Consider the following 25,575-nt stretch of genomic DNA (forward strand, 5'->3'; position numbering starts at 1 on the left):
AATTTCAACATTAAATGATAATAATAATGATTTTTATTTATGTATACTGTAGCTGCCTATCTTTTGTCTGAAATTTTTTAACTTTGTGTACAACAGGATTTTGTAAGAATGAATAAATTTTTAATTGTGCCTCTTGCATTTATATGTACCACAGGCTTTGCTCATGAACCCTATGTAGCGCCTTTAGCTTATAAAACAGAACAAACTCAAGTACCCGTAATTGCAGGTTATGCCGAAGAAGCATTAAATAGTGAGTATGCTTTAAAGGATGCCAAACTTACTGTAATTACTCCTAAAAATGAGCTTAAGACGATTACTGCGGAGGCTTTGCATAAATCGGCCACGGTTTTTGATGTCGATTTGCCAGAAGAGGGAACTTATATCATTCAGACACAAGCAAGTTATCCTTTAAAATATGTATATAACCAAAAAACATGGCATCTATTTTTTGATATGCCAGCTGATAAAGCCCCACCGAAAGCAGAACGTGAATATTTAATTCCAACTGACATTAAAGCGAAAAATATTAAAACAGAGGAAGTAACGAGAGAGTGGGTATTACAAAGTTATCTTTCTAAAGGAAAAGTTTCAGATATTCAGCTTCCAAACACACCGATTAAAGTTAGTTTCTCTGTACATCCCAACGCAATTAAAGTTGTTCAACCTGTTAAATTAACCATAAGTGAGAAAGGAACGAGTCTCGCGAATGCTGAAATTAATTTAAGAGAAAAAGGCGCGACTGATAAACACGTGCAGCAGTTTAAAGCAGATAGCAACGGTCAGGTTGAGCTTAAATTTCCAAAGGCTGGAGAGTATTTAGTAGAAGTAACAGCTCCACTGAATTTAAAGGTAAAACCTAAAAATCAAAGTTATACGATTATTAGTTTAAATGTGTTGACACAGTAATTATTACTTTTCATAAGAAATAGACCTAGATCGGGTCTATTTTTTGTTTTTATAAAATTCTTTTCGATTTCAATTAAGCAGTAGTTGTAAGCTTTGCCCGAACGTACATGATTGTGACTTCACCTTTAAATTAAAAAAATTCATCTAATAGAATAATTATGAAAAACAATTCATGTTGAGACAAATTAATTAATCCTATGATAAGATGAATAGTATTCATTAGTGAAGATTTATCTACAGTTATTCTATTTGTTGAAAAGCAAAGATGAGATTAAGACATTTATAGATAAATCTATTGTTCAGGCTTGGCCCATGTTAGAAATTCGTCACCTTAAAACTTTAGTTGCCTTACGTGAACATGGTTCATTAGTTTCAGCAGCGAATGATCTTTGTTTAACACCCTCGGCTATCTCTCACCAATTAAAAGAATTAGATCATTGGTATGGGGTAGAGGTGGTGAATCGACGTAGCCGACCTGTTAGTTTTTCTAATGTTGGACAACGCTTACTCAAGTTAGCCGATGATGTTTTACCGCAAATCCAGATTACACATAGTGATATTACCCGTATTGTGCATGGACAGACCGGTAGAATTATCTTTTCATCTGAATGCCATAGCTGCTTTGACTGGTTAATGCCGTTATTGAATCAATATCGACATCAATACCCAGATGTTGATTTAGACTTTGCTTCTGGATTTGAAGCTAATCCACATGAGCTTTTACAAAACGCTGAATTTGATTTGCTTATTACAGCCGATCCAATTGCATTAAAAGGAATTGAGTATTTTCCTATTTTTGAATATGAATCGCGTTTGGTTCTATCCAACACGCATCCATTGGTTCGTGCTGAAAATATTACGGTTCAAGAGTTAGCAGAAGAAGTTTTAATTACTTATCCAGTTGATAAGCATCGTTTAGATATCATGTCGAAACTTTTCATTCCAGCAAATATTCAGCCTAAACAAATACGAACAACAGATTTAACCCAAATGCTCATTCAGCTTGTAGCAAGTGGACGTGGCATTGCAGCATTGCCTGATTGGGTAGTGAATGAATATGAACAAAAGGGATGGGTTACGAGTCGCCGTTTAGATTGCGTTTCACCTACAGGCTTACGACGGACGTTATATGCGGGCTATCGAACTGAAGAAAAAGAAAAAAGTTATTTTGAAGGGTTCTTAAAGCAGTTAGAAAAGTTTTCTTTAAAACGGACTTCGTATTATTCTGGCTAGAGCAATTCATTTAGCTTAAGCATAAAAAAAGGTGCCCAATGGCGCCTTTTTTAATATCGAAAAAATTTATTTACCGATAAATAGCGAGAGCAAGCCTGCTGCAATAAGAGGGCCGACAGGTACACCACGGAGCAAGGCGACGCCAGCAACTGTGCCAATTAATAGACCTGCAACAACATCAGGCTGACTCGACATAAGTTTTACACCGCGGCCACCTAACCATGCGACTAACAGACCGATTGCAATGGCAACCAGTGATTTAATACTAACAAAGGACTTTAAAATACTCTCTCCACTCAGTTTTCCACTGGCAATGGGTGTGAGTACGCCAATGGTTAAAATAAGAATTCCTAAATTAAGACCATGTGCTTGAATAAAAGGGAAAAACTGATTTAAAGGCGTAATTTTAACGACAATTAACACACCTGCTGCAATGGTTACAGCTGCATTTTGACTTAGTAAACCACAGATAAGTAGAACTAGAAGGACAACTAAATTAACATCAAATTGGGCAAGCATGGGAGCGGGGTGGGCAAGTAAATAAAATGGAATTGTATAATATTTAAGAGTAGGAATGTGAAAGCTTTAAAAGATTCAGCAGATCTTGGAGTTTATCTTTAATAAAATTTTATTGTATATCACTCATTGATAAAGAGTTTTAATTTTCGGTTACGCTTGGACACAATGTTATATAAATTAACAAGTTAAATCTTATAGTCTTTTGAAGTTGTGTTATAAAAATAGTCATTACTCATGAACATAGGATAATGACTATGGAAATTGTAGATATCAAAATTAAAGATCAGTTTGATCAAATTCATGATGCCAAGGCTCAATTAAAGCAAAATTTAGTTGAACACGAAAATGAAACTTTAAAGCTAAGCCAACGTATTGAACATATTATTGTTGATAATGAAATTATTTTACCTACAACTGAATTGCTATTCGAAAGTGAACAGAACGAAAATATTTATCGAGTAGTTGAAGAATAGAGCGCAGTTTAATGAACAAAATGCAAAGAGTAGTGAGTAGGGAGTTGAAACTGCGTTAAAATGAGTGTTTTGTTCTAAAGAGAAACCTCCATGCTGCTGGAAAAAATTTTACAATCACAAGGGTTTGGTTCACGTAAATATTGTCAGCAGTTAATAAAAAATGGTTCTGTAAGTGTTAATGGAGAAATTGCTGATGATCTTAAAAAGCAATTTTCTCCTGAAAATTTAGAATTTTCGCTTTTTGGACAAACTTACCAATATCGAGAACAAGTTTATATTGCATTAAAAAAACCAAAAGGTTTTGAATGTTCACATCAGCCTCAGCATCATCAAAGCGTTTTTAGTCTATTACCTGAAATCATGATTCATCGAGGCGTCCAAGCAATTGGGCGTTTAGATCAAGATACAACAGGCTTACTTTTATTGACTGATGATGGTAAATATCTTCAAGCTTTAACCCATCCTCGTAAACATGTTCCAAAGGTTTATCATGTTACGACTCTCGATCCAGTGACACCTGAGCAAATCGTAATGTTAAGCGAAGGTGTCAGCTTACATCAGGAAAAAGGCATTTTTGCTGCAACCAATGTAGCAATGTTGGAAACTCACCAATTAACGATGACCATTCATCAAGGTGTCTATCACCAAGTCAAAAGAATGATTGCTGCTGTAGGAAATAAAGTAGAAGCATTACATCGCCATCAAGTAGGTCAATTGGTTTTACCTGAAATAGCAGATGGAGAATGGATTTATTTATCAGAGCAGCAAAAGCAGCTAGCACAAAATATTATTTAAGAAAGCAATGGAATGTCTGGAACTCACTATCCCGAATGAAGCCCATTTGTTCATATAGACGATGAGACTCATGGTTATTACTTTGAGTTTCTAGGCTAATGCGTAGAGCATTTTGTTGTTTTGCAAATAAAATGGCAGTATCGATTAACTGTTTGGCTGAGCCTTGGCGACGAAAAATTGGCGTAACATATACATCATCTAAAATATAATATGTTGAACAAGCAACTGAAGAAAAACCTAAATAGAGTAGAACGAATCCGGTGATTTTTTCATCTTTAATGTGAATAAAAAAAACACTTTCTCTATTCTCAAAACGTTGTTTAAGAAAGTAGAGTGATTCATTAAAATTAGAAGAAGCCCCATAAAACTGGCGGTATTCATCAAACAAAACGGCGAGTTGGTCTAAATCTTCAAAAGTCGCTCGTCTAACGATCATTTGGTACTCCTTGTAACTTATCATTATATTTTTTACAAAGAGAGCATAACGAAAAAAAGAACTTTTTGACGTTAAAACTTGTTTATAAATGCAACAGTGTTAAGTTTTGTCGCTCTCGCCAAGAAGTGCATTTAGTTCTTCAAACAAATCTTCATGGTCATCATCTTCGGCTAAAGTTGATGGGTTTTGATTTAATGAAGATGCTTTTGCTTTTCGGAGTTTTAATAATTGTTCCATATTAATACTCTGATTTTCGATCGCAAATGGAATAGATTTAGTTAATACGACTTGTTTAAAAAAAAGTCGTACCGCTTGGGCAGGGGTAATTCCCAATTGTTTAAAAACAGCAAAAGCCTGCTTTTTCTCTTGGGAGTCCAGTCGAACCTGATAAACTTCTGTTTTTCGCATGAATAACAAAACCAAATGATTTTTAATTTTTAGGAATTTATTTTAAACCATCGCAATGTAATTTCAATGTTTTTCGGCATAAAAAACAATCTTTTTGTCATTACGCTTACATTACAACGTCAATTCAAACTGAGAATTGAAAAACATTTCCCCTTTTGTGAGTGGATCGACAAATGAAATGTGCTTAGCTAAAAGTTGTAATGGCTCTGAAAAATCATCATCTGCCTTATGTTGAACAGTGGGGTAAAATGGATCATTTTTAATCGGAATATCTAAATAATTAAGATGAACACGAAGCTGGTGCTGTTTACCTGTCGTTGGTGTTAAACGATATTTAGCCCAAGTCTGGTTGTGTTCAATAAGCTCAATATAGGTCTGAGTGTTTGCTTTAGCATTTGCCATAACTTGCATGGTGTAAAAAGGAGTACCTTTATCTAAATGCAAATGTAATGTTTGAGGAAGTTTTAATTCTTTTTTATAAGGAGCGATAGCGTGGTAAGTTTTATTGACTTGACGCTCTGCAAATAATTGTTGGTAAATACCTCGCGATTCAACCCGTTTGCAAAATAGAACAACTCCAGCAGTTTCACGGTCTAATCGATGTATCGGTGTTAAAAATTCATTGCCTGTCTGTTTTTTAAGTCGAACTAATAATGTTTCTTGCACATATTGTCCAGTTGGGCTAATTGTTAAAAAATGTGGTTTATCGACCACCAGTAAGTCATCATTTTCAAATAAAATCCCATGTTCAAATGGAACATGTGGTTCATAGGCAAGAAATCGATAATAAAAAATATGCGTATTGCTTAAATAAGGACTAGTTAAAGTTAATTTTTCCCCATTTGCCCCATAAATAAGGCCATCCTGAAATCGTTGCTGCCACTCTTGTGCTTTAATATGTTGAAAATGTTGGCATAGATACTCAAAAATAGTTTGAGCAGTTGCTTGTGCAGGAAGATAGACTTGGCTTGCGCTCACACCATCGATCATGGGCGGTAGAAATTCGTTTGGACTAGACATAAAAAAGTATCAATATGTAAGAGAATTGATATAAAAAAAGCCAACTTCTAGGGCTTGAGTAGGCTTTTAAGGCAGGGCAATGTTATCATATCGATTATTTTGAATCATGTTATGTGTGCTATGTCGTATTCATTGAAATTGGTCTTAAATCATGAAGAAGATACTGGGCGTCTAGCTCAAGCGTTGGCGCAACATGTTCAGTCAGGTGTGATTTATTTAATTGGAGACTTAGGTGCGGGTAAAACCACACTTACGCGCTATTTCCTACAAGCTTTAGGTCATAAAGGCTCTGTTAAAAGTCCAACCTATACGCTAGTTGAGCCGTATAAAATCAATGAGAAAGAAATTTTTCATTTTGACTTATATCGTTTGAATGACCCTTATGAACTTGAATTAATGGGAATCCGTGATTATTTAGATGTCGCAGATGCATTATTTTTATTTGAATGGCCATCAAAAGGTGGTGATGAAATTCCTCAGGCAGATATCATCATCGATATTCAAAAGTCAGAGGATGAGCTGAGTCGTTTTGTAACTTTAACTCTACCCACAGAACATTTATATCAGACTTTGCAGGAACAGCTTCATGACTGATGAAAAGCTAACACAACGTCGTATTCATACTTTAGACGCAGCGTTAGCTAACCAGATTGCTGCTGGTGAGGTGATTGAACGTCCTTCATCTGTTGTTAAAGAATTATTAGAAAACTCGATCGATGCGGGTGCAACTGAACTGATTGTGCGGATCGCTCAAGGTGGTTCGACGCTAATAGAAATTATTGATAATGGGCATGGTATTCATTCTGAGGATTTAGCATTAGCCGTAATGCGCCATGCAACAAGTAAAATTAAAACGGCAGAAGATTTACACGCGATTGTAAGTTTGGGATTTCGCGGGGAGGCACTTGCTTCGATTGCCGCAGTTTCAAGATTGACATTGACCAGTAGCCAAGATGACAGTGGTATTGGTCATCAGGTTGAAGTCAATGGTACAGCCTTTGATCATCAAGAGGTACAAGCTGTTGCTGCTCAAAAGGGAACCCACATACGTGTTCAGGACTTATTTTTTAATGTACCGGCCCGCCGTAAATTTTTAAAGAAACCAACGACTGAATTTGGTCATATTGAAGAGATTGTTCGTCGTCTGGCTTTAACGCATTTTGATATACGTTTTGTGCTTGAACATAATGATAATATTAGAATTAATTTACCTATAGCAGATAGCGGAGAGCTCCGTTTTCAGCGCGTACAGCAATTATTAGGTTCGCAATTTGTACAAAATGCATATTGGATGGATGCCGAAAGTATTAGCATGCGTTTATCGGGGTGGCTTGGTCATCCTTCAGATGCACGTGCGCAGGCTGATATGCAATATGTCTATGTAAATGGTCGTATCGTCAAAGACAAAACGATTTCACATGCGCTACGTATGGCATATGACGGTATTTTACATGGCCATCAGCATTCATCTTATTTACTTTTCTTAGAAGTTGATCCTGAAAATATCGATGTGAATGTTCATCCGACCAAGCATGAAATCCGTTTTTTGAATCAAAGAGAAGTGCATGAGTTTGTAAGACATTATGCAAAAGAAACTTTGTCGCAATTTCAGACAGCGAGCGCTGATTTAGCTCAAGCGATGAAAGTGGATGAAACCTCAAATTACTCTATGCAGCCTCAACCTAAATATCAGGAACAATTTACGCTGCATCGGGCAAATGAAGCTTTAAATCCAGACAATGAAGCGCGAACTCAGAATGCACCAACAGAGCTATTAACTGATTTTAATGCTAGTCGACCACAAACTGTTCATTATGCAGATCAAACCCCAAGATATAATGGCTCTCCTCAGTTAAATAATGCGTTAAAGACATACCTAGCGCCACTGCGTGATCAACCTGCTAATTTTTCAGTAAATGAAGATATTGAGCCAGTAACTAAAGTCGATGAATTTCCGTTAGGCATCGCAATTGCTCAACTTCATGGAATTTATGTTTTAGCGCAAAACACTGAAGGGCTGATTATTGTTGATATGCATGCAGCGCATGAGCGTATTTTATTACAGCAAATGAAAAATGCTTGGGATAAACCAGAGTTCTGGACATCTCAGCAGTTGCTTATACCTAAAGTCATTTCTATTAGCCGTATGCAGGCAGTTCGTGTGGAAGAGTTGAAACCTCAACTTGAGCGTTTAGGGCTTGAAATTGATTTATATGGGGATGAGCAGATTATTGTTCGGGGAGTACCAGCCATATTACAAAAAGCTGACTTTGAAAATCTTATTCCTGAACTTTTAAATGATTTAGATCCAAATGATGAAGCACAAGGATTACTTCAAAAAAGAGATGAGTTATTAGCTGGAATGGCATGTCATGGAGCAGTACGTGCACATCGACAACTCAGTCTTTCGGAAATGAATGCTTTACTTCGCCAAATGGAACAAACTGAATTTGCGAGCCAATGTAACCATGGAAGGCCAACTTGGCGTGCATTTCCATTATCTCAATTAGATAAATTATTTGCTCGAGGAGAGTAGTTTTACATGTCAAATCAATTGCCCGTCATCAATTTAATGGGACCAACTGCAAGCGGTAAAACCGCTTTGGCATGTGAATTATACGAGCGTGGAAATTTTGAGCTGATTTCTGTTGATTCTGCTCTCGTTTATAAAGATATGGATATCGGTACTGCTAAGCCAACTCGTGAAGAACAAGCGCTATATCCTCATCATTTAATTGATCTGATTACTCCTCTTGAAGTTTATTCAGCTGCGCAATTTGTTGAAGATGCATCTAAGTTGATTGATGACATGCATTCACGCGGGAAAACTCCTATCTTGGTAGGAGGCACAATGTTGTACTTTAAGGCATTATTAGAAGGCCTATCGAGTAATTTACCGAGTGCAGATGCCCAAGTTCGGGCAGCAATTGAAGAAAAAGCTTTAAATGAAGGGTGGCAGGCTGTTTATGACGAATTAGTTTCTGTAGATCCTGCCGCGGCTATAAAATTTAATGTGACTGATAAGCAAAGGATTATTCGAGCATTAGAAGTTTATAAGCTTACGGGTGAGCCAATTACTAAATTGCAGGCAGAACAACCCAAAAACGTACCATATCGATACATATTTCATAATTATGCTTTACTTCCAGATCGGGTAGAATTACATCAACGCATTGAGCAAAGATTAAGCAAAATGTGGGATATCGGTTTTTTGAGTGAAGTTGAAGCTCTAATTGAAAAATACGATTTAGATGAAAATTTACCCTCAATGCGTTCGGTGGGTTATCGACAAGCACTAGAATTTCTATTAAAAAGTGATATAAGTCTCAAAAGTAAACGTGAAATGGAGGATAAAGCTTTATTTGCAACACGACAACTTGCCAAACGTCAATATACGTGGTTACGTTCTTTGCAAGAAATACACGATTTTAAAACTTACTTGACGATAAAGCAGGCGAAAGAAGACTTGCGAAACTCTTATGGATAAAGCAAAATTTGCACACTGTCTTTTTATAATTTTTAGTTGAAAAATAAAGATAGTTTTTTTTGCGCTGATTTAAAAATTTTTTTTTGGAGTTAAAAATGTCTAAAGGTCAAACTTTACAAGATCCGTTCTTAAATTCTCTCCGTAAAGAACGTATCCCTGTTTCTATTTTCCTTGTGAACGGTATTAAATTACAGGGTCATATTGAATCATTTGACCAATATGTTGTTTTATTAAAAAATACAGTAAGTCAAATGGTTTACAAACACGCGATTTCAACTGTTGTTCCAGCTCGTAACCCACGCCCAGCAGGCGCACAAGGTACAGGCTTCCCAGCACAAGGTGGCACACAAGGCGGCTTTGGTGGTGGTCAACCTACTGGTGGCTTCGGTGGCGCTCAAGGCGGCTTCGGTGGTGCTCAAGGTGGCTTCGGTGGCGCTCAAGGCGGCTTCGGTGGTCAAGGCGGCTTCGGCGGTGGTCAAGGTGGCGGCTTCGGCGGTCAAGGTGGCTTCGGTGGTCAAGGCGGTGGTTTCGGTGGTCAAGGCGGCTTCGGTGGTCATCAAGGTGGTTTTGACAACGACACTAAATTTGAAGATGGTCAAGAAGACGAAAATAATCGTTAATTGATATCTAAAAAAAAACCAGTCAGATAATGACTGGTTTTTTTATGTTTATTTAAAAGTTAATTGAAAATATTAAACTCATCAAAGGTCATAATTTGACCATGGTGACTCATATATTTAAATAAATAGAGTTTTAATCGATGATATTAATATTGGCTGCTGCTTTAAGTAGTGTTTTGGTGTCTATCCTATTAAAAAATTTAAAGAAAAAAGGGTATCAGCCATTACAAATGATTGCATGGAACTATGCGAGCGCGAGTCTTCTTTGTTTTTGGTGGTTTCAGCCTGATATTCAACATATTTCAATACAAAAGACCCCTTGGTGGTTAATTATTGCATTGGGACTGATTTTGCCCAGTATTTTTCTGTGTTTAGCCAAGTCATTAGAATATGCAGGAATTGTTAAGACTGAGGTTGCACAGCGTCTTTCCGTCGTACTTTCTTTACTCGCAGCTTATTTCTTTTTTCATGAACAATTTAATGCATTAAAGCTATGGGGAATAGGTTTAGGAATTTTTGCTGTTTTACTTGTCCTTTTTGGACAAATGAGTACTTCTTCGAATCATCAATCTCGAAAAGCAATTTTTGCTCTATTAAGTGTTTGGTGTGGATATGCCGCAGTAGATATTCTCTTAAAATATACGAGTAGTTTAGGTCTTCAATTTACACTCACTTTGAATCTTATTTTTATTACAGCTTTTATATTATCAATTTCATATTTATTGGTGCAGAAAACCCAAAAATGGCAGTTTAAAAGTGCTATAGCTGGGTTGGTTTTGGGGGGGCTTAATTTTTCGAATATTGCTTTATATGTGAAAGCTCATATTCTTTTAAAGGATTCACCTGCAATTGTTTTTGCAAGTATGAATATTCTTGTGGTGCTATTAGGCATTGCAAGTGGCGTTATTTTATATAAAGAAAAATTAAAATGGCCGACCACTTTAGGTATTTTATTTGGGATAAGTGGTGTGATTTGTTTAGCTAGGGCAATGGCTTTATAGTTCAAGAGAGTTGAATCTCTTGAACTATTCTAATTTCATAAATAGGTAAAAATAACTTCATCTGGTAGGCGTGATTTAGGTAGTTTGGCATTAAAATCGTTTTCACTACGATAACCTAGAGAAACAATGACTGAACTACGTAGGCCTTTTTCACTTAAACCTAACTCATTATTTAAAATGTCTTCATCAAAGCCGCCCATTGGGGTTGCATCAATTCCTTCTAAGCCCGCAGCAAAAAGTAGTTGCCCCAGAGCAATGAATGTTTGATTTTCCATCCATCCAAATAAATTTTTCTGCTCATTTCGATAGAACTCAACATAGCCATGGCGAGTATCTTTTTGACCTAATTTAGCTTTTTCATCTTTAAAACGACCACTTAAATCATCTTGTTCAAGTAATTGATTTAAGTATTCAGATGAAATATCTGTTTTTGTGCAAAATACAAGTGTGTGTGATGACTCAAGCACTTTGGGACCATTGTAAGCATATTTACCTGTTAAGGCTTTCGCTATTCTTTCTTTAGCTGGAAGGTTATCTGCAACGAAAAAGTGCCAAGGTTGTATATTCACTGAAGAAGGTGAAAAACGTAAAATTTCTAATAATTTATTAATTTTTTCTTGGGGGATTTTCTTTTCAGAATCGTACGCTTTTGTTGTATAGCGGCTTTTAACAGAATTCAATAGGTCCATAGGTCTACTCCATATCAATCTTATGGCAATTGAGAGAATTTAATCTTTGTCATCATACGCTATTTTATTCAAAAACATTTCCTATGTAATTTGATAAAGAAATATAATACTTATATAAAGTTTTAGTAATCTATTGAAAATGATTGATTTAATGCCAACTGATGCAAAGAGTAAGTTGCGAGAAAGTAGAAATGTTAAAGCCTTTATAATTTTTGCATTTGTACTGTGTCTTTTAATTTTATACATTGAGTATCAAAAGTATGGACATATAAATTGGAGATTTGTATTTATTACTGGGGTATGTGTGATTTGGGATTTTGATTTAAATAAAAAAATTAAAGAATTGAAATTTCAAATAAAAAGTGACTAATTTCTAGCTAATAATTCCAGACAACCAATTCGAGCTGTCGCATATTTGAAGATGGATCAATTTCTAAAATATAAGCCTGATCCTCACGCCAATCGCCAAGAACAATTCGTTGTTTATCTTGCACTTGATGAATTGAAGGGCGGTGAGTATGCCCATGAATCAGTGTATCTACATTTGCTAAAGCAGACAGAACTGCTTGTTCATTTACATCCATGATTTCATAGCTTTTTTGCTGTTTATCCGCGGAGCTTCTCTTGCGGAAGCCATTAACCAGCTTAGTGCGAAAACTGAGTGGAGTTCGACGTAAAAGAGCGACTAAGAGCGGATTTCGAATAATCTTTTTAAATCTTTGATAAGAAACGTCATCTGTACATAATGCATCGCCGTGTTCTAGACGATATTGATGTCCTGCAATATTGAGGGAATAAATGTCAGGGAGTAAAACGCCATTAAATTTATTGAGGAAAACTTGATTAAGAGCAAAATCACGGTTGCCTACTTGAAAGTAAACCCGATTACCCTTTTGAGTAAAAGCCTTTAGGGCATCGACAATTTCATCGAGCCATGGTGCTGAATAGTCATCTCCAATCCAGGCATTAAACCAGTCACCTAAAATGTAGAGTTGAGTATTTTTATCTTGGTAATGCACCAATAAGTCTAAAAACCCTCGAACGAGTCGAGGGTGTTCAGGTGACAAATGTAAATCTGAGATAAACAGATAAGTCACAGCTTTATCCTAAAATTATTCAGAAATAATTTTAGCAGATTCGATCACAACGTTTTCTAATGGAACGTCAGCGTGATAACCACGGTTGCCAGTGCGAACACCTTTGATCGCTTCAACAATGTCTAAACCTTCAACAACTTTACCAAATACAGCATAACCCCAACCTTGAGCAGTTTTAGAGGTATGGTTCAAGAAAGAGTTATTTTTCACGTTGATAAAGAATTGAGCAGACGCTGAGTGAGGAGCTTGCGTACGCGCCATTGCAATCGTACCTTCGTCGTTGCTTAAACCGTTATCAGCTTCATTTTCAATTGAATCACGTGTTGCTTTTTCTTTGAAGTTTTCATCCATACCGCCACCTTGGATCATGAAACCATCAATGACGCGGTGGAAAATAACGCCGTCATAAAAACCGTCACGTACATATTCTAAAAAGTTTGCTACTGTTTTAGGTGCTTTTTCAGCATTCAGTTCAAGAACAATACGACCTTTATTGGTGTTTAATTCGACTTGAGGAAAACTCATTACATTAATCTCCTAAACATGGGCTTATGACCATGGGTTTTTGGTTGAGAGAAGCATAAGCAAACTGTAAACTACAAGGCAAGTAAAAAACGTTAAAATCTTTGTTAAAAATGAAGATAGCGTTTAAATTTTTCGAAATTTTATCTACAAAGAAGTGATTGATACACTATGAAGCCTAATGATGTTGTCTCGAGCCTGCCAAATAACCCGACACCGAATACTCATGCCTCTGTCGATTCTGCGCAGCAAGAACAACAGGCTGGCTTAGATTTTGTTCGCCAAGTCATTACTGAAGACTTGGCTGCTGGACGTGCAAATCAGATCGTAACGCGTTTTCCACCAGAACCAAATGGTTATTTGCATATTGGTCATGTAAAAGCGATTTGCCTAAACTTTGGTGTGGCTGAAGAGTTTGATGGTTTATGTAATTTACGTTTTGACGATACAAACCCTGATGCTGAAGAACAAGAGTACGTTGACGGTATTGCGAATGATGTGAAATGGCTTGGTTTTAACTGGAATGGTGAGCCACGCTATGCATCAAGTTATTTTGATCAATTATATGCATGGGCTGTTCAATTGATTGAGCAAGGCGATGCTTATGTTGATTTACAGTCTCCAGAAGAAATTAAGTTAAACCGCGGTAGTTTTGTTGAACCAGGTAAAAATTCACCATACCGTGATGCATCTGTTGAAGAAAATCTTGCTCGCTTTGAAAAAATGCGTAGTGGTGAATTTAAAGAGGGTGAAGCTGTTTTACGTGCCAAAATTGATATGGCAAGCCCAAATGTACACATGCGTGACCCAATTTTATATCGCGTATTGCATTCAGAGCATCACCAAACAGGTGATAAATGGAAAATCTATCCAATGTATGACTATGCTCATCCATTGTCTGATGCTATTGAGGGGATTACTCATTCGCTTTGTACATTAGAGTTTCAAGATCACCGTCCGTTTTATGACTGGATTGTAGAAAAGGTAAAATCTAAAGCAGTTCCACATCAGTATGAATCTTCACGTTTAAACGTGGACTACACCATTACATCAAAACGTAAATTACGTAAATTGGTGGAGGGTGGTCATGTAAATGGTTGGGATGACCCGCGTATGCCAACAGTAGTGGGTATGCGTCGTCGTGGCTTTACACCAGAAGGTTTACGTGATTTCTGTAAACGTGTAGGTGTGTCAAAAACTGATGGTATTGTAGATGTTGCAATGCTTGAGTTCTGTATTCGCCAATCTTTGGAAAATACAGCTGCGCGTGGTATGGCTGTTTTAAGCCCACTTAAAGTGACTTTGACCAATTTGCCAGAAGATATGGATCTTACGCATGCTCGCCATCCTAACGTTGATATGGGTGATCGTGTAATTCCTTTAACTAAGGAAATCTATATTGACCGTAAAGACTTTGAGGAAGTACCACCGAAAGGCTTTAAACGTTTAATTCCTGAAGGCGAAGTACGTTTACGTCATGCTTACGTGATTAAATGTGATGAAGTCATTAAGGATGAAAATGGTGAAGTGGTTGAGCTGAAATGTTCAATTGACCCTGAAACTTTAGGTAAAAATCCTGAAGGTCGTAAAGTGAAAGGCGTAATTCACTGGGTATCTGCAACAAAAGGTATTCCTGCTGAAATACGTATTTACGATCGTTTGTTCACAGAAGCAGACCCTGAAACAGGTGATGATTTCTTGGCAAACCTAAATCCAGATTCGATGAAAGTATTAGAAGCTGTAATTGAACCCGCTTTGGCACAAGCGAGTCCTGAAGATCGTTTCCAGTTTGAACGTGAAGGTTATTTCGTTGCAGATCAACATGATCATTCACCTGAAAAACCAGTGTTTAACCGTATTCTCGATTTGAAAGATAGCTTTAAGCCTGAGAAAAAGTAACACGAGTAACAGGTTTCGAGTAAATAGCAGATATAAAAAAAGCCCAACTGAGTTGGGCTTTTTTTATATCTATTTTCCTACATATATTATTCTTTATTGTGCTTTGGCAAATAAGCTAAGCTGGATTAACCACATAAAAATAAAGAACAATGATTATAAGAAGAATAAATGCTAGCGATAAATAAGTATTCACCGTGTTAAAGCTTTTAATAAATTTCAGGATTTCCATAGTAAATCAGCGTTTATTTTAAGTTACAAAATGAATAAATTAATAATACACGGAAATTAATTATAAAGGTTCCCAAAGATAGATTAATAATCCATCTTTGGGTAAAAAGTAAGCATTTGGCTTTGTAGATATAATTTAATTAATTATTAAATTGTATTTTTATAATTTAACCACTATATCCAATACGTTTGAGAAATTTTTGAATAATTTCAAATGCAGCATGTTCGAGCTCTTGAGCGTACTGCAAATTATCTTCGCGAAGCTTTGGAATCGAAACATTTGCATGGCGAAGTTCACATGTATGACCAATCAGCCATTTTTCAAAATGTTCTTCAGTGGTTTCAATGTGGAACTGCAAGGCAAGAATATTATTACCGACTTCAAATGCTTGATTGGTATAAATATCAGAGCTTGCTAAGAGCACCGCATTTTCAGGAAGGTCGAAAGTGTCGCCATGCCAATGTAGAACATGAACATTGTTAAGCAAGCCAGATAAAACCTGATTAGCACGTAAGCTTAAACTTAGTGGACCCCAGCCAATTTCTTTTTGATGTCCTGCATATACTTTTGCGCCAAGTGCATGAGCAATAAGCTGTGCACCTAGGCAAATGCCAATTGTAGGCTTGTCAGCTGCTAAACGTTGTTTGAGTAAAGCGATTTCATCTTTTAAGAATGGATAATCGTCAGTTTCATAAACTCCGATTGGACCACCTAAAATAATGGTTAAACCTTCATGTGAAAAAGCAGGGGTTAAATCATCAACACCTGCCTCAAAATAACGGACACGAAATCCGAGTTGATAAAAGACATCTTCTAATGAACCTAAGTCTTCGAAAGCAAGATGCTGAATGGCATAAATAGTTTTAGGGAAGGCGTTTGTTGTGCTCATACAAATGATTCATAGAAGATCAATACGTGGAGTATAGCGATAAATATAAAGAAGAGAATATCTGTATAAATCGCCAATACCCGAAAATTGATATTTTTCGTTAAAATGATGTTGTTATGCAAAGGATTATCTATTTATGAATAAATCCCTAAACATATTCTACTGTTTAAAATAATAGCTTTTGAGTTTCCTCAAGGCCTATGTTCGAAAGTTGATGTTCATCTTTTAAATTAACTCCTGAAAAGCCGAGTTGTTTTGATTTTTTCATTAATGCGATTAAACGTTGTACTGCAACTGGAATACTTAAGCCTGCTGGGCGAACATTGGAAATACAGTTGCGTTTCGCATCGAGGCAGCCTGTATATGCATTCAACGTGTAGTAAATACCCATACTGTCCGGAGAGCTTAATCCCGGACGTTCTCCAATAAGCATCACTAGCATGGGTGCCTTAAAGATTTCAGCAACTTCATCACCTAAAGCAACCCGACTACCTGTCGCAAGTGCAATTGGTGCAAGACTCCAGTTTTCTTGCTGAATTTGTTCACTCAGCGCTGCAATAAATGCCACAGCGTTCGCTTCAATTGCTCTTGCAGAGAGTCCGTCACCTACCACAATACAAACATCGTACTGTTGTGGATTTTCTGCATATTCCTTAATTAAGACATCTTTTGATTGATCTGAAAGCTGACGTCCTAAATCTGGGCGTTTGAGATAAATTTCTTTATTGGATGCATTACTTTGTACATGAATGCTTGGAAGCTGCTGTTGCTGTAATTGTTCAGATAAATGGAAAACGTCCATATCTTGATAAACCGCATCTTTTGCTTGCGCATGCGACAACTGAAATTCAAGTAAGGCTTGTGTTGGGATGCTACAACCTGCACGGCCTAGAGCAATGCGGGCATCAGTAAACTGTTTAAGTTTTTCCCACTGATCTTGATGAGTAGAAGATGGATATTGAATATCACGGTTTAGTTTCATGGCGTTCTCCCTAGTTCATGAGCAGACGAGAGAATTGGTCAGGCATGTGGTCTGCCCAACAGATTTGAGAGTTTTGCTGTTTAAAAATACCTTGCTGTTCAAGCCAAGCGGAAAACTCAGGAGCGGGTTTTAAACCGAGGAGTTGTCTTAAATAGAGGGCATCATGAAACGAGGTCGTTTGATAGTTGAGCATGACATCGTCTGAACCCGGAATTCCCATAATGAAGTTAATGCCCGCGGCTCCAAATAGAGTAAGAAGAACATCCATATCATTTTGGTCAGCATCGGCATGGTTGGTGTAACAAATGTCGCAACCCATCGGTACACCAAGTAACTTGCCGCAGAAGTGATCTTCTAGACCTGCACGTATAATTTGTTTACCGTTAAAAAGGTACTCTGGGCCAATAAAACCGACGACTGTATTTACTAATAGTGGATTGTATTTACGAGCCACTGCATAGGCACGAGTTTCCAGTGTTTGCTGATCAACGCCGTGATGTGCATTACTTGATAAGGCACTGCCTTGACCAGTTTCAAAGTACATAAGATTTTGCCCAATGGTTCCGCGTTTAAGGGCTAATGTGGCTTCATATCCTTCTTGTAATAAATCGAGCGATATTCCAAAACCTTCATTAGCCAGCTGTGTGCCAGCAATCGATTGAAACATCAAATCAATCGGCACATTTTTTTCAGCGAGTTGAATACCTGAGCTGATATGTGTGAGTACACAAGATTGCGTCGGAATTTGATATTCCTGAATTACATGATCAAGCAATTTCAGTAGCTCTGACAAATTATGTAAATTATCTGTCGCAGGGTTAATGCCAATCACGGCATCACCATTGCCATACATCAGACCATCTAAAATACTGGCGGAAATACCAAGTACATCGTCGGTAGGGTGATTGGGTTGCAGACGGGTAGAAAGATGGCCTTTTAGGCCGATGGTGTTGCGAAACTGGGTAACGACTTCACACTTGCTGGCGACATAAATCAAATCTTGATTGCGCATAATTTTGCTAACAGCAGCCACCATTTCTGGAGTTAAACCTGATGCTAATGCTTTTAAGCTTTGTGCAGTTGCTTCTTCTCCAAGTAACCAATTCCGAAAATCGCCTACTGTAAAGTGTGAAATAGGGGCAAAGGCCGCCAGATCATGTTCATCAATAATCAGTCGCGTAATTTCATCTGTTTCGTAATCGACCACAACTTCATTTAAAAAGGTTTTAAGCGGTACATCGGCCAGTGTCATTTGTGCCGCAACATGTTCGGTTGCATCTCTGGCAGCTACACCTGCGAGTTCATCACCTGAACGTAATGGCGTTGCTTTTGCCATTAAAGTTTTTAGGTCAGCAAAGTGATACTGCTGATTGGCAACAATATTGCGATAACTCATAGTTGCATCCTTTTTTATAGTTCTTGTTCTGCGGCTTTAATATTTGCAAACTCTTCTTCTGGTGTACCTTTAACTAAATGATAACGGCTATAGAATAAAAAGTAAGCAATAAATAAGACATAAATAGCGGCAGCAATAAACCAGACTTTAGGGTTTACCACAAAACCTGCAACTACCGCAGCCACTGCTAAAACTAATGCAATGCTTGAGGTCACAATGCCACCTGGTGTTTTATAGGGACGGGGCATATCGGGTTTAGATAGGCGTAATTTGATGTGAGATAAAAGAATCAACACATAAGAAATGGTTGCACCAAAAACCGCGATTAAAATCAGTGAATCGCCTTCTTTGGTAAGTGAAAGCAAGAACCCGATAATGCCCGGAATAATAATCGCGAGATAAGGGGCTTTATTTTTGTTAGTTAAAGAGAGTGAGGTTGGTAAATAGCCAGCACGAGAGAGTGCAAAAATTTGACGGGAATAAGCATAGATAATTGAAAAGAAACTCGCGATTAAACCAGCTAAACCGACAAAGTTTACAAAGGTCGCAAGCCAAGTGTTGGTACCATAAACTTTAACCAGAGCATCTACGAGGGGAGCACCAGAGTTTTGTAAAGTACTTGCGCCCGCTGCGCCTGCACCCAAGAATAAAATGAGCATAGCAAATGCCGTTAAAATTAGCATGGCACCTATTAAACCGCGTGGGAGTGATTTGGCTGGATCTTTCGCTTCTTCGGCTGCTAAAGGAACACCTTCAACTGCAAGGAAAAACCAGATTGCAAAAGGAACTGCTGCCCAGATACCTAAGTAACCATGAGGTAGAAAACGACTTGCGCCCACACCTGTGCCAACCGGAATATCTAACAGGTTTTGTGCATTAAAATGCGGGATCATTGCTGCAATAAATACAACAAGAGCAACCGCTGCGACAAGCGTAATTGCAAACATGATTTTTAAGGCTTCACCAGCACCTTTCAAATGTATGCCCATAAAAATGGCATAGCAGGCGAGGTAAATCATCCAGCCATTAATTCCAAATAAAGATTCGCAATAACCACCAATAAATACGGCAATAGCAGCAGGGGCAATCGCGTATTCAATTAAAATAGCTGTACCTGTTAAATAGCCACCAAAAGGACCAAAGGCAGCACGTGCAAAGCTATAACCACCACCCGCCGTAGGCATCATGGTGGACATTTCTGACATAGAAAGACACAGGCACAGGTACATAAGTGCAGCAAGCGCAGTGGCAATAAACATACCGCCCCAACCACCTTGGGCAATACCGAAGTTCCAACCGGCAAAATCACCAGATATCACATAAGCTACACCTAAACCAATCAGGAGTAACCAACCCACAGTACCTTGTTTAAGTTGACGCTGAGCAAAATATTCTGCTGATGAAACTTCTGAGCTTGAAGTAATAACGGAAGCTGTTTCTGGTTGATTCATACAATACTCCTGCGAGTGGGTTTGTATGAATCAATGCAAAAGCAATGCCTAAATGAAGAGCTTTAGATAATAGATGACGCTTTTTTATTCCAAATGATAAAAACTTGAGAACTAACAGTACTAAATAAAGAAGCCAGCAATCTAAATTACCGGCTTCTTACATAATTAATGATCTTACTTCTTTCTAGTGTTGATAGTCTGGTATCAACTTGGTGCAGAACTTAGAAGAAGCCCATTGGTTTAGTTGAATAACTCACCAACAAGTTTTTAGTTTGTTGATAATGATCTAACATCATCTTGTGGTTTTCACGGCCAATACCTGATTTTTTGTAGCCACCAAATGCAGCATGGGCAGGGTAGATGTTATAGCAATTTGTCCAGACACGACCCGCTTCAATAGCGCGACCAGCACGATAAGAAATGTGAGCTGAACGTGACCATACACCTGCACCTAAACCATACATGGTGTCATTGGCAATTTTAATTGCATCGTCAAAGTCTTTGAACGTTGTCACAGCAAGTACCGGTCCAAAAATTTCTTCTTGGAAAACTTGCATGCCATTGTGACCTTTAAAAATAGTCGGATCGACATAGTAACCATCGCCTACTTCTTTACGGCCGCTACCACCAAGTAAGAGTTCTGCACCTTCTTCACGACCAGTATTGATACAACGTAAGATTTTCTCTTGTTGTTGTAGAGATGCTTGAGCACCAATCATGGTTTCGGTATCAAGCGGATGGCCAGTTTTAATACGTTTTACACGCTCTACAGCCAACTCCAAGAACTGATCAGCAATACTTTCTTGTACTAAAGCACGAGAAGGGCAAGTACATACTTCACCTTGGTTTAAGGCAAACATGGCAAAACCTTCAAGCGTTTTTTCTAAGAAGTCATCTTCTTTATCCATGATATCTTCAAAGAAAAGGTTTGGTGACTTACCGCCAAGTTCTAATGTCACTGGAATAATATTTTCAGTCGCATATTGCATAACCATTTGTCCAGTTTGAGTGGAACCTGTGAACGCGATTTTTGCAATACGTGGGTTTGTCGCTAAAGGACGGCCGACTTCTGAACCGAAACCATTGACAATATTAAGTACACCCGGCGGTAAAATGTCTTGGATCAGTTCAGCAACCAGTAAAATACCTACTGGTGTTTGTTCTGCTGGTTTAATCACGACGCAGTTACCAGCCGCTAGAGCAGGAGCAAGTTTCCATGCTGCCATTAAAATTGGGAAGTTCCATGGAATGATTTGGCCAACCACACCTAATGGCTCATGGAAATGGTAGGCAATGGTATCTTCATCAATTTCAGAGATGCCGCCTTCTTGAGCACGAATACAACCTGCGAAATAACGGAAATGGTCAATCGCAAGTGGAAGGTCTGCTGCTAAAGTTTCACGAACCGCTTTACCGTTATCCCAAGTTTCTGCAACAGCAAGCATTTCAAGATTTGCTTCTAAACGATCAGCAATTTTTAAAAGTATATTAGAGCGTACCGTTGGTGAGGCTTTATTCCATGTTGCTTTCGCTTTATGTGCTGCATCTAGAGCGAGTTCAATATCTTCGGCACTAGAGCGTGGAATACGGGTGAAAGCTTTTCCATCAACAGGAGATACATTATCAAAATATGCACCCTTTATAGGTGCAACCCATTCACCGCCAATAAAATTTTCATATTGTGATTTAAATTGAACTTTTGAACCTGGTTGATTTGGATCGATATAGCGCATATAAATATTCCTTTGCTTTTTAGGACTAAAGACTAACAAGAACCCTGTCAGTAGGTACTTTCGTACTTTGTATAATTAGGATATAAAGAAGAAGGTTGGAGAAAGGTTGGAATAGAAATGTGGATATATAAGGAATTTACAAATGTTCACAAAAAAGGATTTATTGCAGCAACGGACGTTGATTGATCAACTGCGTACGCAAAATAGTCTCTCTCCTCAAAATGCTGCCAAACTGGGTCAAAGTATTGCAAGTTCATGGGAGCGGTCAGCCTCTGCTGCGATTCCTAAAGAGCGTTTTGCTGCTCCATTAGTCGAGAAAAAATCTGCTTCACAAAATGCTTTAGATATGGCTTTAAGCCAGTGTTCCGACGACTTACGACATATTGCTGAACAATCTTCAATGGTCATTGCTGTTGGTGACATTGGTAGTACGATCATTTGGACGGCAACAAGTGCTCAAATGCAAAGTGCAGCTGAGCGTGTTCACTTTGTGCAGGGTGGGCAATGGCGTGAAGAATTTGTTGGCACCAATGCATTGGCTTTATCTTTAAAAACTCAGCAATCAAGTTGTGTTTTTTCTAATGAACACTATATGGAATCGATTCATGATTGGGTGTGCTATGCCGCGCCAATTATCGATCCATACTCAAAACAAACTTTAGGTGTCGTTGATTTATCAACCACATGGAAGAATCATAATAGTTTAGGGATATTGGCTGCTGAACGTTGTGCATCCATTATTCAATCTGCCTTGCTAGAGCAGCAGCGTCAGCAATTACATATTCGTGCATTTTCGACGCCACAAGTTAAATTTAATGGCAAAAGTTTGTTATTAACACCACGCCAAATTGAAATTTTGACAATATTGGCGTTATGTCCGCATGGCTTAACTTTAGAGCATCTTTATCAGGCGCTCTATGGTGAACGTAAAGTCAGCATGGGTACGCTTAAAGCTGAAATGTCTCAACTACGAGATATTTTAGGAGGCTTGCTTGGTTCACGCCCATATCGTTTGCTTGTACATGTTGAAGCCGATTTTTTACAAGCTGAACAGGCGCTGGATGCGGGATATGCGGCTTCTGCTTTGCAGCTTTACACAGGCGTATTTCTGGCAAAAACTGAAAGCCCGTTTTTATGTGCATGGCGTGATTGCCTCGAATCACGTTTAAGCGATGCGATTTTTAAAACACAAGAAACAGATTTATTACTAAAGCATTTAGCTCATTTCCCTGAAGCAATTGATGCGGTAGAACGTCTTATGGAGTTAGTACCTAGCGAACATCCCGCGCATCAATTGCTGATGAAATACCTTGACTCACCCAAGCTCAGTTAAGTGATTTTTTGATCCAGCCACTGGAACAATTGTTGATAGACTTGTTTTCGTACTGGCTGGACTGAAAGGACTAAATCATGCAAGCCATTGTGAATAGAGACAACAGAGACATCTCCTTTAATTTTTTTACCGTGTTTTTCAATGTCTTTAACATCTAAAATCACATCACTTTGAGTCGCATCTACTCCCCATTTTTTGGGATTTTTAGTTTGGTGGGAGTGCATAATCAGTGCAGGGATATCGAGTTTAACCCCGCGATGAATCTCTTTTTGTGCCGTATGAATCGCATGTACAAAGCTGAGTTGAACAGTAGAGGCAGATGTTGGTTTCCAGTCCAGATTAAAGTCCCATTCGCCTTTAAGTTCTTTGTGAAGGCTCGCGGTGTACCATTTGTTCAGTTGGCTTGGGAATTTAACTTTAGGTAGATATTTTCCTACCCGGCTGAGCATTGGAATACCAAACTTCTTTTCGACCAAGCTTAAATTAAAGTCGTAAAATGGACTATTCGCCCATAGCGCTTTAATAAGAGGGTGGTTTGGGTGATGAGCCGCGTACAGCGTTGCTGTTAAACCACCAGTCGAATGGCCAGCAAGTAAGACTTGAGTGTGCTGTTCTTTAGCAATGATATCTAATGATTGAGTAATTTCGGCATCATATTCACTTAAATCAAGCACATTATAGAAGATTTGATGGGGTAGCTTGGAACGACCATATTTTCTTAAATCCAAGGCATAGAAGTCGTAACCATGCGCGTTGAATTGTTCAGCCATTTCAGTTTGAAAGAAATAATCTAAAAAACCATGAATATAAAGCACAGCTTTTTGAGTAGATTGAGCGGCCTTTTTACGCACTAAGGTTGCTACCACTTTACCTTCGTAATCATCGGGAAAGTTGAGTGTGAGCTGTTCGTAGCCATGACCTAAAATATCTGGAACATAATTTTGAGTAGCTGAGGATGTATTCATTTTTATCGAGCTATTGTAATTAAGACATGCTGAGTATCCTTCAATGAAATGGGCGAATTGTCAATCAGGTTTAGAGGTTCGATTGGAATAGAGGTTTAAAAAAAGGGAATACCGCTGGAGCTAAGTATTCCCCAAAAAGTAAGTCAACGGTCGGAGGGGTTTGACTTACTAGAGGGATGTGCCATTACATCAGTATTAAAGTGCTGCTTTGAAAATCTCCACAACTTGTGCATGATTTGCTTTACGAGGGTTGGTCAGCATACATGCATCTTTTTGAGCATTATCGGCCATAACCGCAAGGTCTTCAGTTTTTACGCCTAGCTCTGTTAAACCAGATGGAATACCAATGGATGAAGACAGTTTACGAATGGCATCAATTGCAGCATATGCAGCTTCCATCACCGTCAGTCCATGAGTTTTTACACCCATTAAATCTGCGATTTTTGCGTAGCGATCTGGGCAGGCAATTAAGTTAAATTCGCACACGTGTGGTAACAAGATTGCGTTACATACGCCGTGAGGTAGGTTATAGAAACCGCCCAATTGATGCGCCATCGCATGTACATAACCTAAAGATGCATTGTTAAACGCCATACCAGCCAAGTACTGTGCATAGCTCATTGCATCACGAGCTTCGATGTTTTCACCATTTGCTACAGCTGGTTGTAACCATTGACTAATCATGGTGATAGCTTTTTCTGCACAAGCATCGGTAATTGGGTTTGCCGCCGTAGAAACATAGGCTTCAACAGCATGGGTTAAAGCATCCATACCTGTTGCTGCTGTTAAACCAGCAGGTTTTGCAATCATGAGCTTCGGGTCATCAATTGCAATGAGTGGGGTACAACGCCAGTCGACAATTGCCATTTTTACATGAGTGTCTGTATTGGTAATAATACAGAAACGGGTCATTTCAGATGCAGTACCAGCGGTTGTGTTGACTGCAATCAGTGGCGTCATTGGGACTTTACTTTTATCGATACCTTCGTAATCACGAATATGACCACCACCCGCAGTGACTAGGCCAATCCCTTTTGCACAGTCATGAGATGAACCACCACCTAGCGAGACAATAAAGTCACAGCCATTGTCGTTATATGCATTTACGCCATTATGAACATTGACGTCAGTTGGGTTGGGTTCAGCACCAGGGAAAATATGACTAGCAACACCTGCTTCAGTTAAATAGTTTGCGATAAGATCTGCGACACCAAATTTAAATAAGCCTTCATCGGTCACAATTAATGCTTTTTTTGCGCCGAGGTTTTGTGCCTTTGTACCAATTTCTTTGGCACATCCTGGTCCAAAGAGTGATACACAGGGAATATAAAAACCGTTTGTTTGATCTGCAATATTTTTAAAAGCCATGGAGTGATTCCTTCTTCCATAAATCCATTGTTTGTTATTACAGGTGAGCCTCACCATGGCCTTAGTATTGTTATGTAAAGATTATTTTCCTACCTACCAAAAACCTACCAAATATTATTTTATT

General features: G+C 38.3%; 27 protein-coding genes. 12 read left to right on the forward strand and 15 right to left on the reverse strand.

The genetic code is table 11. From position 1 onward, the window contains the following. Positions 1-108: 108 nt before the first annotated feature. Positions 109-906 carry a DUF4198 domain-containing protein gene (locus BMW38_RS06890; RefSeq protein WP_213031114.1) on the forward strand — a complete coding sequence of 266 codons (798 nt, stop codon included), beginning with the start codon at positions 109-111 and terminating at the stop codon, positions 904-906. Between the two features lie 312 nt (positions 907-1,218). Further along, on the forward strand, positions 1,219-2,139 hold the full coding sequence (locus BMW38_RS06895) for a LysR family transcriptional regulator (RefSeq protein ID WP_003652415.1): 921 nt from the start codon (positions 1,219-1,221) through the stop codon (positions 2,137-2,139). Between the two features lie 66 nt (positions 2,140-2,205). Here the strand turns inward: BMW38_RS06895 and BMW38_RS06900 are convergent, their stop codons facing one another. Then, positions 2,206-2,658 (reverse strand): DUF441 domain-containing protein, encoded by a 453-nt coding sequence (locus BMW38_RS06900; protein ID WP_003652413.1) that lies wholly within the window; start codon positions 2,656-2,658, stop codon positions 2,206-2,208. 254 nt (positions 2,659-2,912) lie between these two features. Between BMW38_RS06900 and BMW38_RS06905 the strand changes: the two genes are divergently transcribed. Further along, entirely contained in the window at positions 2,913-3,131 is a 219-nt protein-coding gene (locus BMW38_RS06905) for a hypothetical protein (RefSeq protein ID WP_017388115.1), read from the forward strand. A 90-nt stretch (positions 3,132-3,221) separates the two neighbouring features. Continuing rightward, positions 3,222-3,926 (forward strand): pseudouridine synthase, encoded by a 705-nt coding sequence (locus BMW38_RS06910; RefSeq protein ID WP_092706816.1) that lies wholly within the window; start codon positions 3,222-3,224, stop codon positions 3,924-3,926. On the opposite strand, the gene BMW38_RS06915 is transcribed toward BMW38_RS06910, so the two are convergent. The 3 genes from BMW38_RS06915 to BMW38_RS06925 all read right to left on the reverse strand — a co-directional run bounded on the left by BMW38_RS06915 (position 3,919) and on the right by BMW38_RS06925 (position 5,790). After that, positions 3,919-4,362, reverse strand: a complete 444-nt coding sequence (locus BMW38_RS06915; protein ID WP_004643268.1) for a GNAT family N-acetyltransferase — start codon at positions 4,360-4,362, stop codon at positions 3,919-3,921. The genes BMW38_RS06910 and BMW38_RS06915 overlap by 8 nt on opposite strands. A gap of 99 nt (positions 4,363-4,461) precedes the next feature. Beyond that, on the reverse strand, positions 4,462-4,770 hold the full coding sequence (locus tag BMW38_RS06920; RefSeq protein ID WP_003652408.1) for a type II toxin-antitoxin system RelB/DinJ family antitoxin: 309 nt from the start codon (positions 4,768-4,770) through the stop codon (positions 4,462-4,464). 111 nt (positions 4,771-4,881) lie between these two features. After that, positions 4,882-5,790, reverse strand: a complete 909-nt coding sequence (locus BMW38_RS06925; RefSeq protein ID WP_213031115.1) for a pseudouridine synthase — start codon at positions 5,788-5,790, stop codon at positions 4,882-4,884. Positions 5,791-5,910: 120 nt separating this feature from the next. Between BMW38_RS06925 and tsaE the strand changes: the two genes are divergently transcribed. The 5 genes from tsaE (at position 5,911) to BMW38_RS06950 (ending at position 10,898) form a co-directional block, all read left to right on the forward strand. Continuing rightward, positions 5,911-6,384, forward strand: coding sequence for a tRNA (adenosine(37)-N6)-threonylcarbamoyltransferase complex ATPase subunit type 1 TsaE (gene tsaE / locus BMW38_RS06930; protein WP_035362360.1), 474 nt, complete (start codon positions 5,911-5,913; stop codon positions 6,382-6,384). After that, the gene (gene mutL, locus BMW38_RS06935) at positions 6,377-8,326 is read left to right on the forward strand and encodes a DNA mismatch repair endonuclease MutL (RefSeq protein ID WP_092706818.1); all 1,950 of its coding nucleotides are present in this window, start codon (positions 6,377-6,379) and stop codon (positions 8,324-8,326) included. The genes tsaE and mutL overlap by 8 nt, the downstream gene beginning before the upstream one ends. Positions 8,327-8,332: 6 nt before the next feature. Continuing rightward, complete coding sequence (gene miaA / locus BMW38_RS06940; protein ID WP_056480935.1) at positions 8,333-9,277, forward strand: tRNA (adenosine(37)-N6)-dimethylallyltransferase MiaA; 945 nt, start codon at positions 8,333-8,335, stop codon at positions 9,275-9,277. Positions 9,278-9,372: 95 nt separating this feature from the next. Then, a complete protein-coding gene (hfq, locus tag BMW38_RS06945; protein ID WP_199989827.1) occupies positions 9,373-9,897 on the forward strand; it encodes an RNA chaperone Hfq in 525 nt (174 codons plus the stop codon). A 140-nt stretch (positions 9,898-10,037) separates the two neighbouring features. After that, positions 10,038-10,898 (forward strand): DMT family transporter, encoded by an 861-nt coding sequence (locus BMW38_RS06950; RefSeq protein ID WP_092706822.1) that lies wholly within the window; start codon positions 10,038-10,040, stop codon positions 10,896-10,898. A 35-nt stretch (positions 10,899-10,933) separates the two neighbouring features. On the opposite strand, the gene nfsB is transcribed toward BMW38_RS06950, so the two are convergent. Continuing rightward, positions 10,934-11,587 (reverse strand): oxygen-insensitive NAD(P)H nitroreductase, encoded by a 654-nt coding sequence (gene nfsB, locus BMW38_RS06955; RefSeq protein WP_092706824.1) that lies wholly within the window; start codon positions 11,585-11,587, stop codon positions 10,934-10,936. Positions 11,588-11,726: 139 nt separating this feature from the next. Between nfsB and BMW38_RS06960 the strand changes: the two genes are divergently transcribed. After that, positions 11,727-11,957 carry a hypothetical protein gene (locus BMW38_RS06960; RefSeq protein ID WP_092706826.1) on the forward strand — a complete coding sequence of 77 codons (231 nt, stop codon included), beginning with the start codon at positions 11,727-11,729 and terminating at the stop codon, positions 11,955-11,957. 7 nt (positions 11,958-11,964) lie between these two features. On the opposite strand, the gene BMW38_RS06965 is transcribed toward BMW38_RS06960, so the two are convergent. Both BMW38_RS06965 and BMW38_RS06970 read right to left on the reverse strand, forming a co-directional pair. Further along, the gene (locus BMW38_RS06965) at positions 11,965-12,684 is read right to left on the reverse strand and encodes a UDP-2,3-diacylglucosamine diphosphatase (protein WP_092706828.1); all 720 of its coding nucleotides are present in this window, start codon (positions 12,682-12,684) and stop codon (positions 11,965-11,967) included. Between the two features lie 15 nt (positions 12,685-12,699). After that, positions 12,700-13,209, reverse strand: a complete 510-nt coding sequence (locus BMW38_RS06970) for a peptidylprolyl isomerase (RefSeq protein WP_003652397.1) — start codon at positions 13,207-13,209, stop codon at positions 12,700-12,702. A gap of 168 nt (positions 13,210-13,377) precedes the next feature. Here BMW38_RS06970 and BMW38_RS06975 point away from each other — a divergent pair, with 168 nt between their 5' ends. Further along, on the forward strand, positions 13,378-15,105 hold the full coding sequence (locus tag BMW38_RS06975; protein WP_092706830.1) for a glutamine--tRNA ligase/YqeY domain fusion protein: 1,728 nt from the start codon (positions 13,378-13,380) through the stop codon (positions 15,103-15,105). A 115-nt stretch (positions 15,106-15,220) separates the two neighbouring features. Here the strand turns inward: BMW38_RS06975 and BMW38_RS19585 are convergent, their stop codons facing one another. From BMW38_RS19585 to BMW38_RS07010, 6 genes are all read right to left on the reverse strand, one after another. Continuing rightward, positions 15,221-15,334, reverse strand: a complete 114-nt coding sequence (locus BMW38_RS19585; RefSeq protein WP_080592263.1) for a hypothetical protein — start codon at positions 15,332-15,334, stop codon at positions 15,221-15,223. 166 nt (positions 15,335-15,500) lie between these two features. Continuing rightward, positions 15,501-16,223 (reverse strand): glutamine amidotransferase, encoded by a 723-nt coding sequence (locus tag BMW38_RS06985; RefSeq protein ID WP_092706832.1) that lies wholly within the window; start codon positions 16,221-16,223, stop codon positions 15,501-15,503. Positions 16,224-16,389: 166 nt separating this feature from the next. After that, positions 16,390-17,205, reverse strand: coding sequence for an ethanolamine ammonia-lyase subunit EutC (gene eutC, locus BMW38_RS06990; RefSeq protein ID WP_092706834.1), 816 nt, complete (start codon positions 17,203-17,205; stop codon positions 16,390-16,392). A 10-nt stretch (positions 17,206-17,215) separates the two neighbouring features. Then, entirely contained in the window at positions 17,216-18,601 is a 1,386-nt protein-coding gene (locus tag BMW38_RS06995; RefSeq protein ID WP_092706836.1) for an ethanolamine ammonia-lyase subunit EutB, read from the reverse strand. A 14-nt stretch (positions 18,602-18,615) separates the two neighbouring features. Continuing rightward, positions 18,616-20,052: an ethanolamine permease gene (eat, locus tag BMW38_RS07000; protein ID WP_092706838.1), complete on the reverse strand. Its 1,437-nt coding sequence runs from the start codon at positions 20,050-20,052 to the stop codon at positions 18,616-18,618. A gap of 221 nt (positions 20,053-20,273) precedes the next feature. Beyond that, positions 20,274-21,785: an acetaldehyde dehydrogenase ExaC gene (locus tag BMW38_RS07010; RefSeq protein ID WP_092706840.1), complete on the reverse strand. Its 1,512-nt coding sequence runs from the start codon at positions 21,783-21,785 to the stop codon at positions 20,274-20,276. A gap of 142 nt (positions 21,786-21,927) precedes the next feature. Between BMW38_RS07010 and BMW38_RS07015 the strand changes: the two genes are divergently transcribed. After that, complete coding sequence (locus BMW38_RS07015) at positions 21,928-23,118, forward strand: helix-turn-helix domain-containing protein (protein WP_092706842.1); 1,191 nt, start codon at positions 21,928-21,930, stop codon at positions 23,116-23,118. Here BMW38_RS07015 and BMW38_RS07020 read toward each other — a convergent pair. Together BMW38_RS07020 and BMW38_RS07025 are read right to left on the reverse strand one after the other, a co-directional pair. Next, complete coding sequence (locus BMW38_RS07020) at positions 23,115-24,083, reverse strand: alpha/beta hydrolase (protein WP_092706844.1); 969 nt, start codon at positions 24,081-24,083, stop codon at positions 23,115-23,117. The genes BMW38_RS07015 and BMW38_RS07020 overlap by 4 nt on opposite strands. Before the next feature lie 195 nt (positions 24,084-24,278). Next, positions 24,279-25,451: an iron-dependent methanol dehydrogenase gene (locus BMW38_RS07025; RefSeq protein WP_092706846.1), complete on the reverse strand. Its 1,173-nt coding sequence runs from the start codon at positions 25,449-25,451 to the stop codon at positions 24,279-24,281. Positions 25,452-25,575 lie beyond the last annotated feature (124 nt).

The sequence above is a fragment of the Acinetobacter sp. yr461 genome (assembly GCF_900110445.1).
GTDB classification, from domain to species: Bacteria; Pseudomonadota; Gammaproteobacteria; order Pseudomonadales; family Moraxellaceae; genus Acinetobacter; species Acinetobacter calcoaceticus.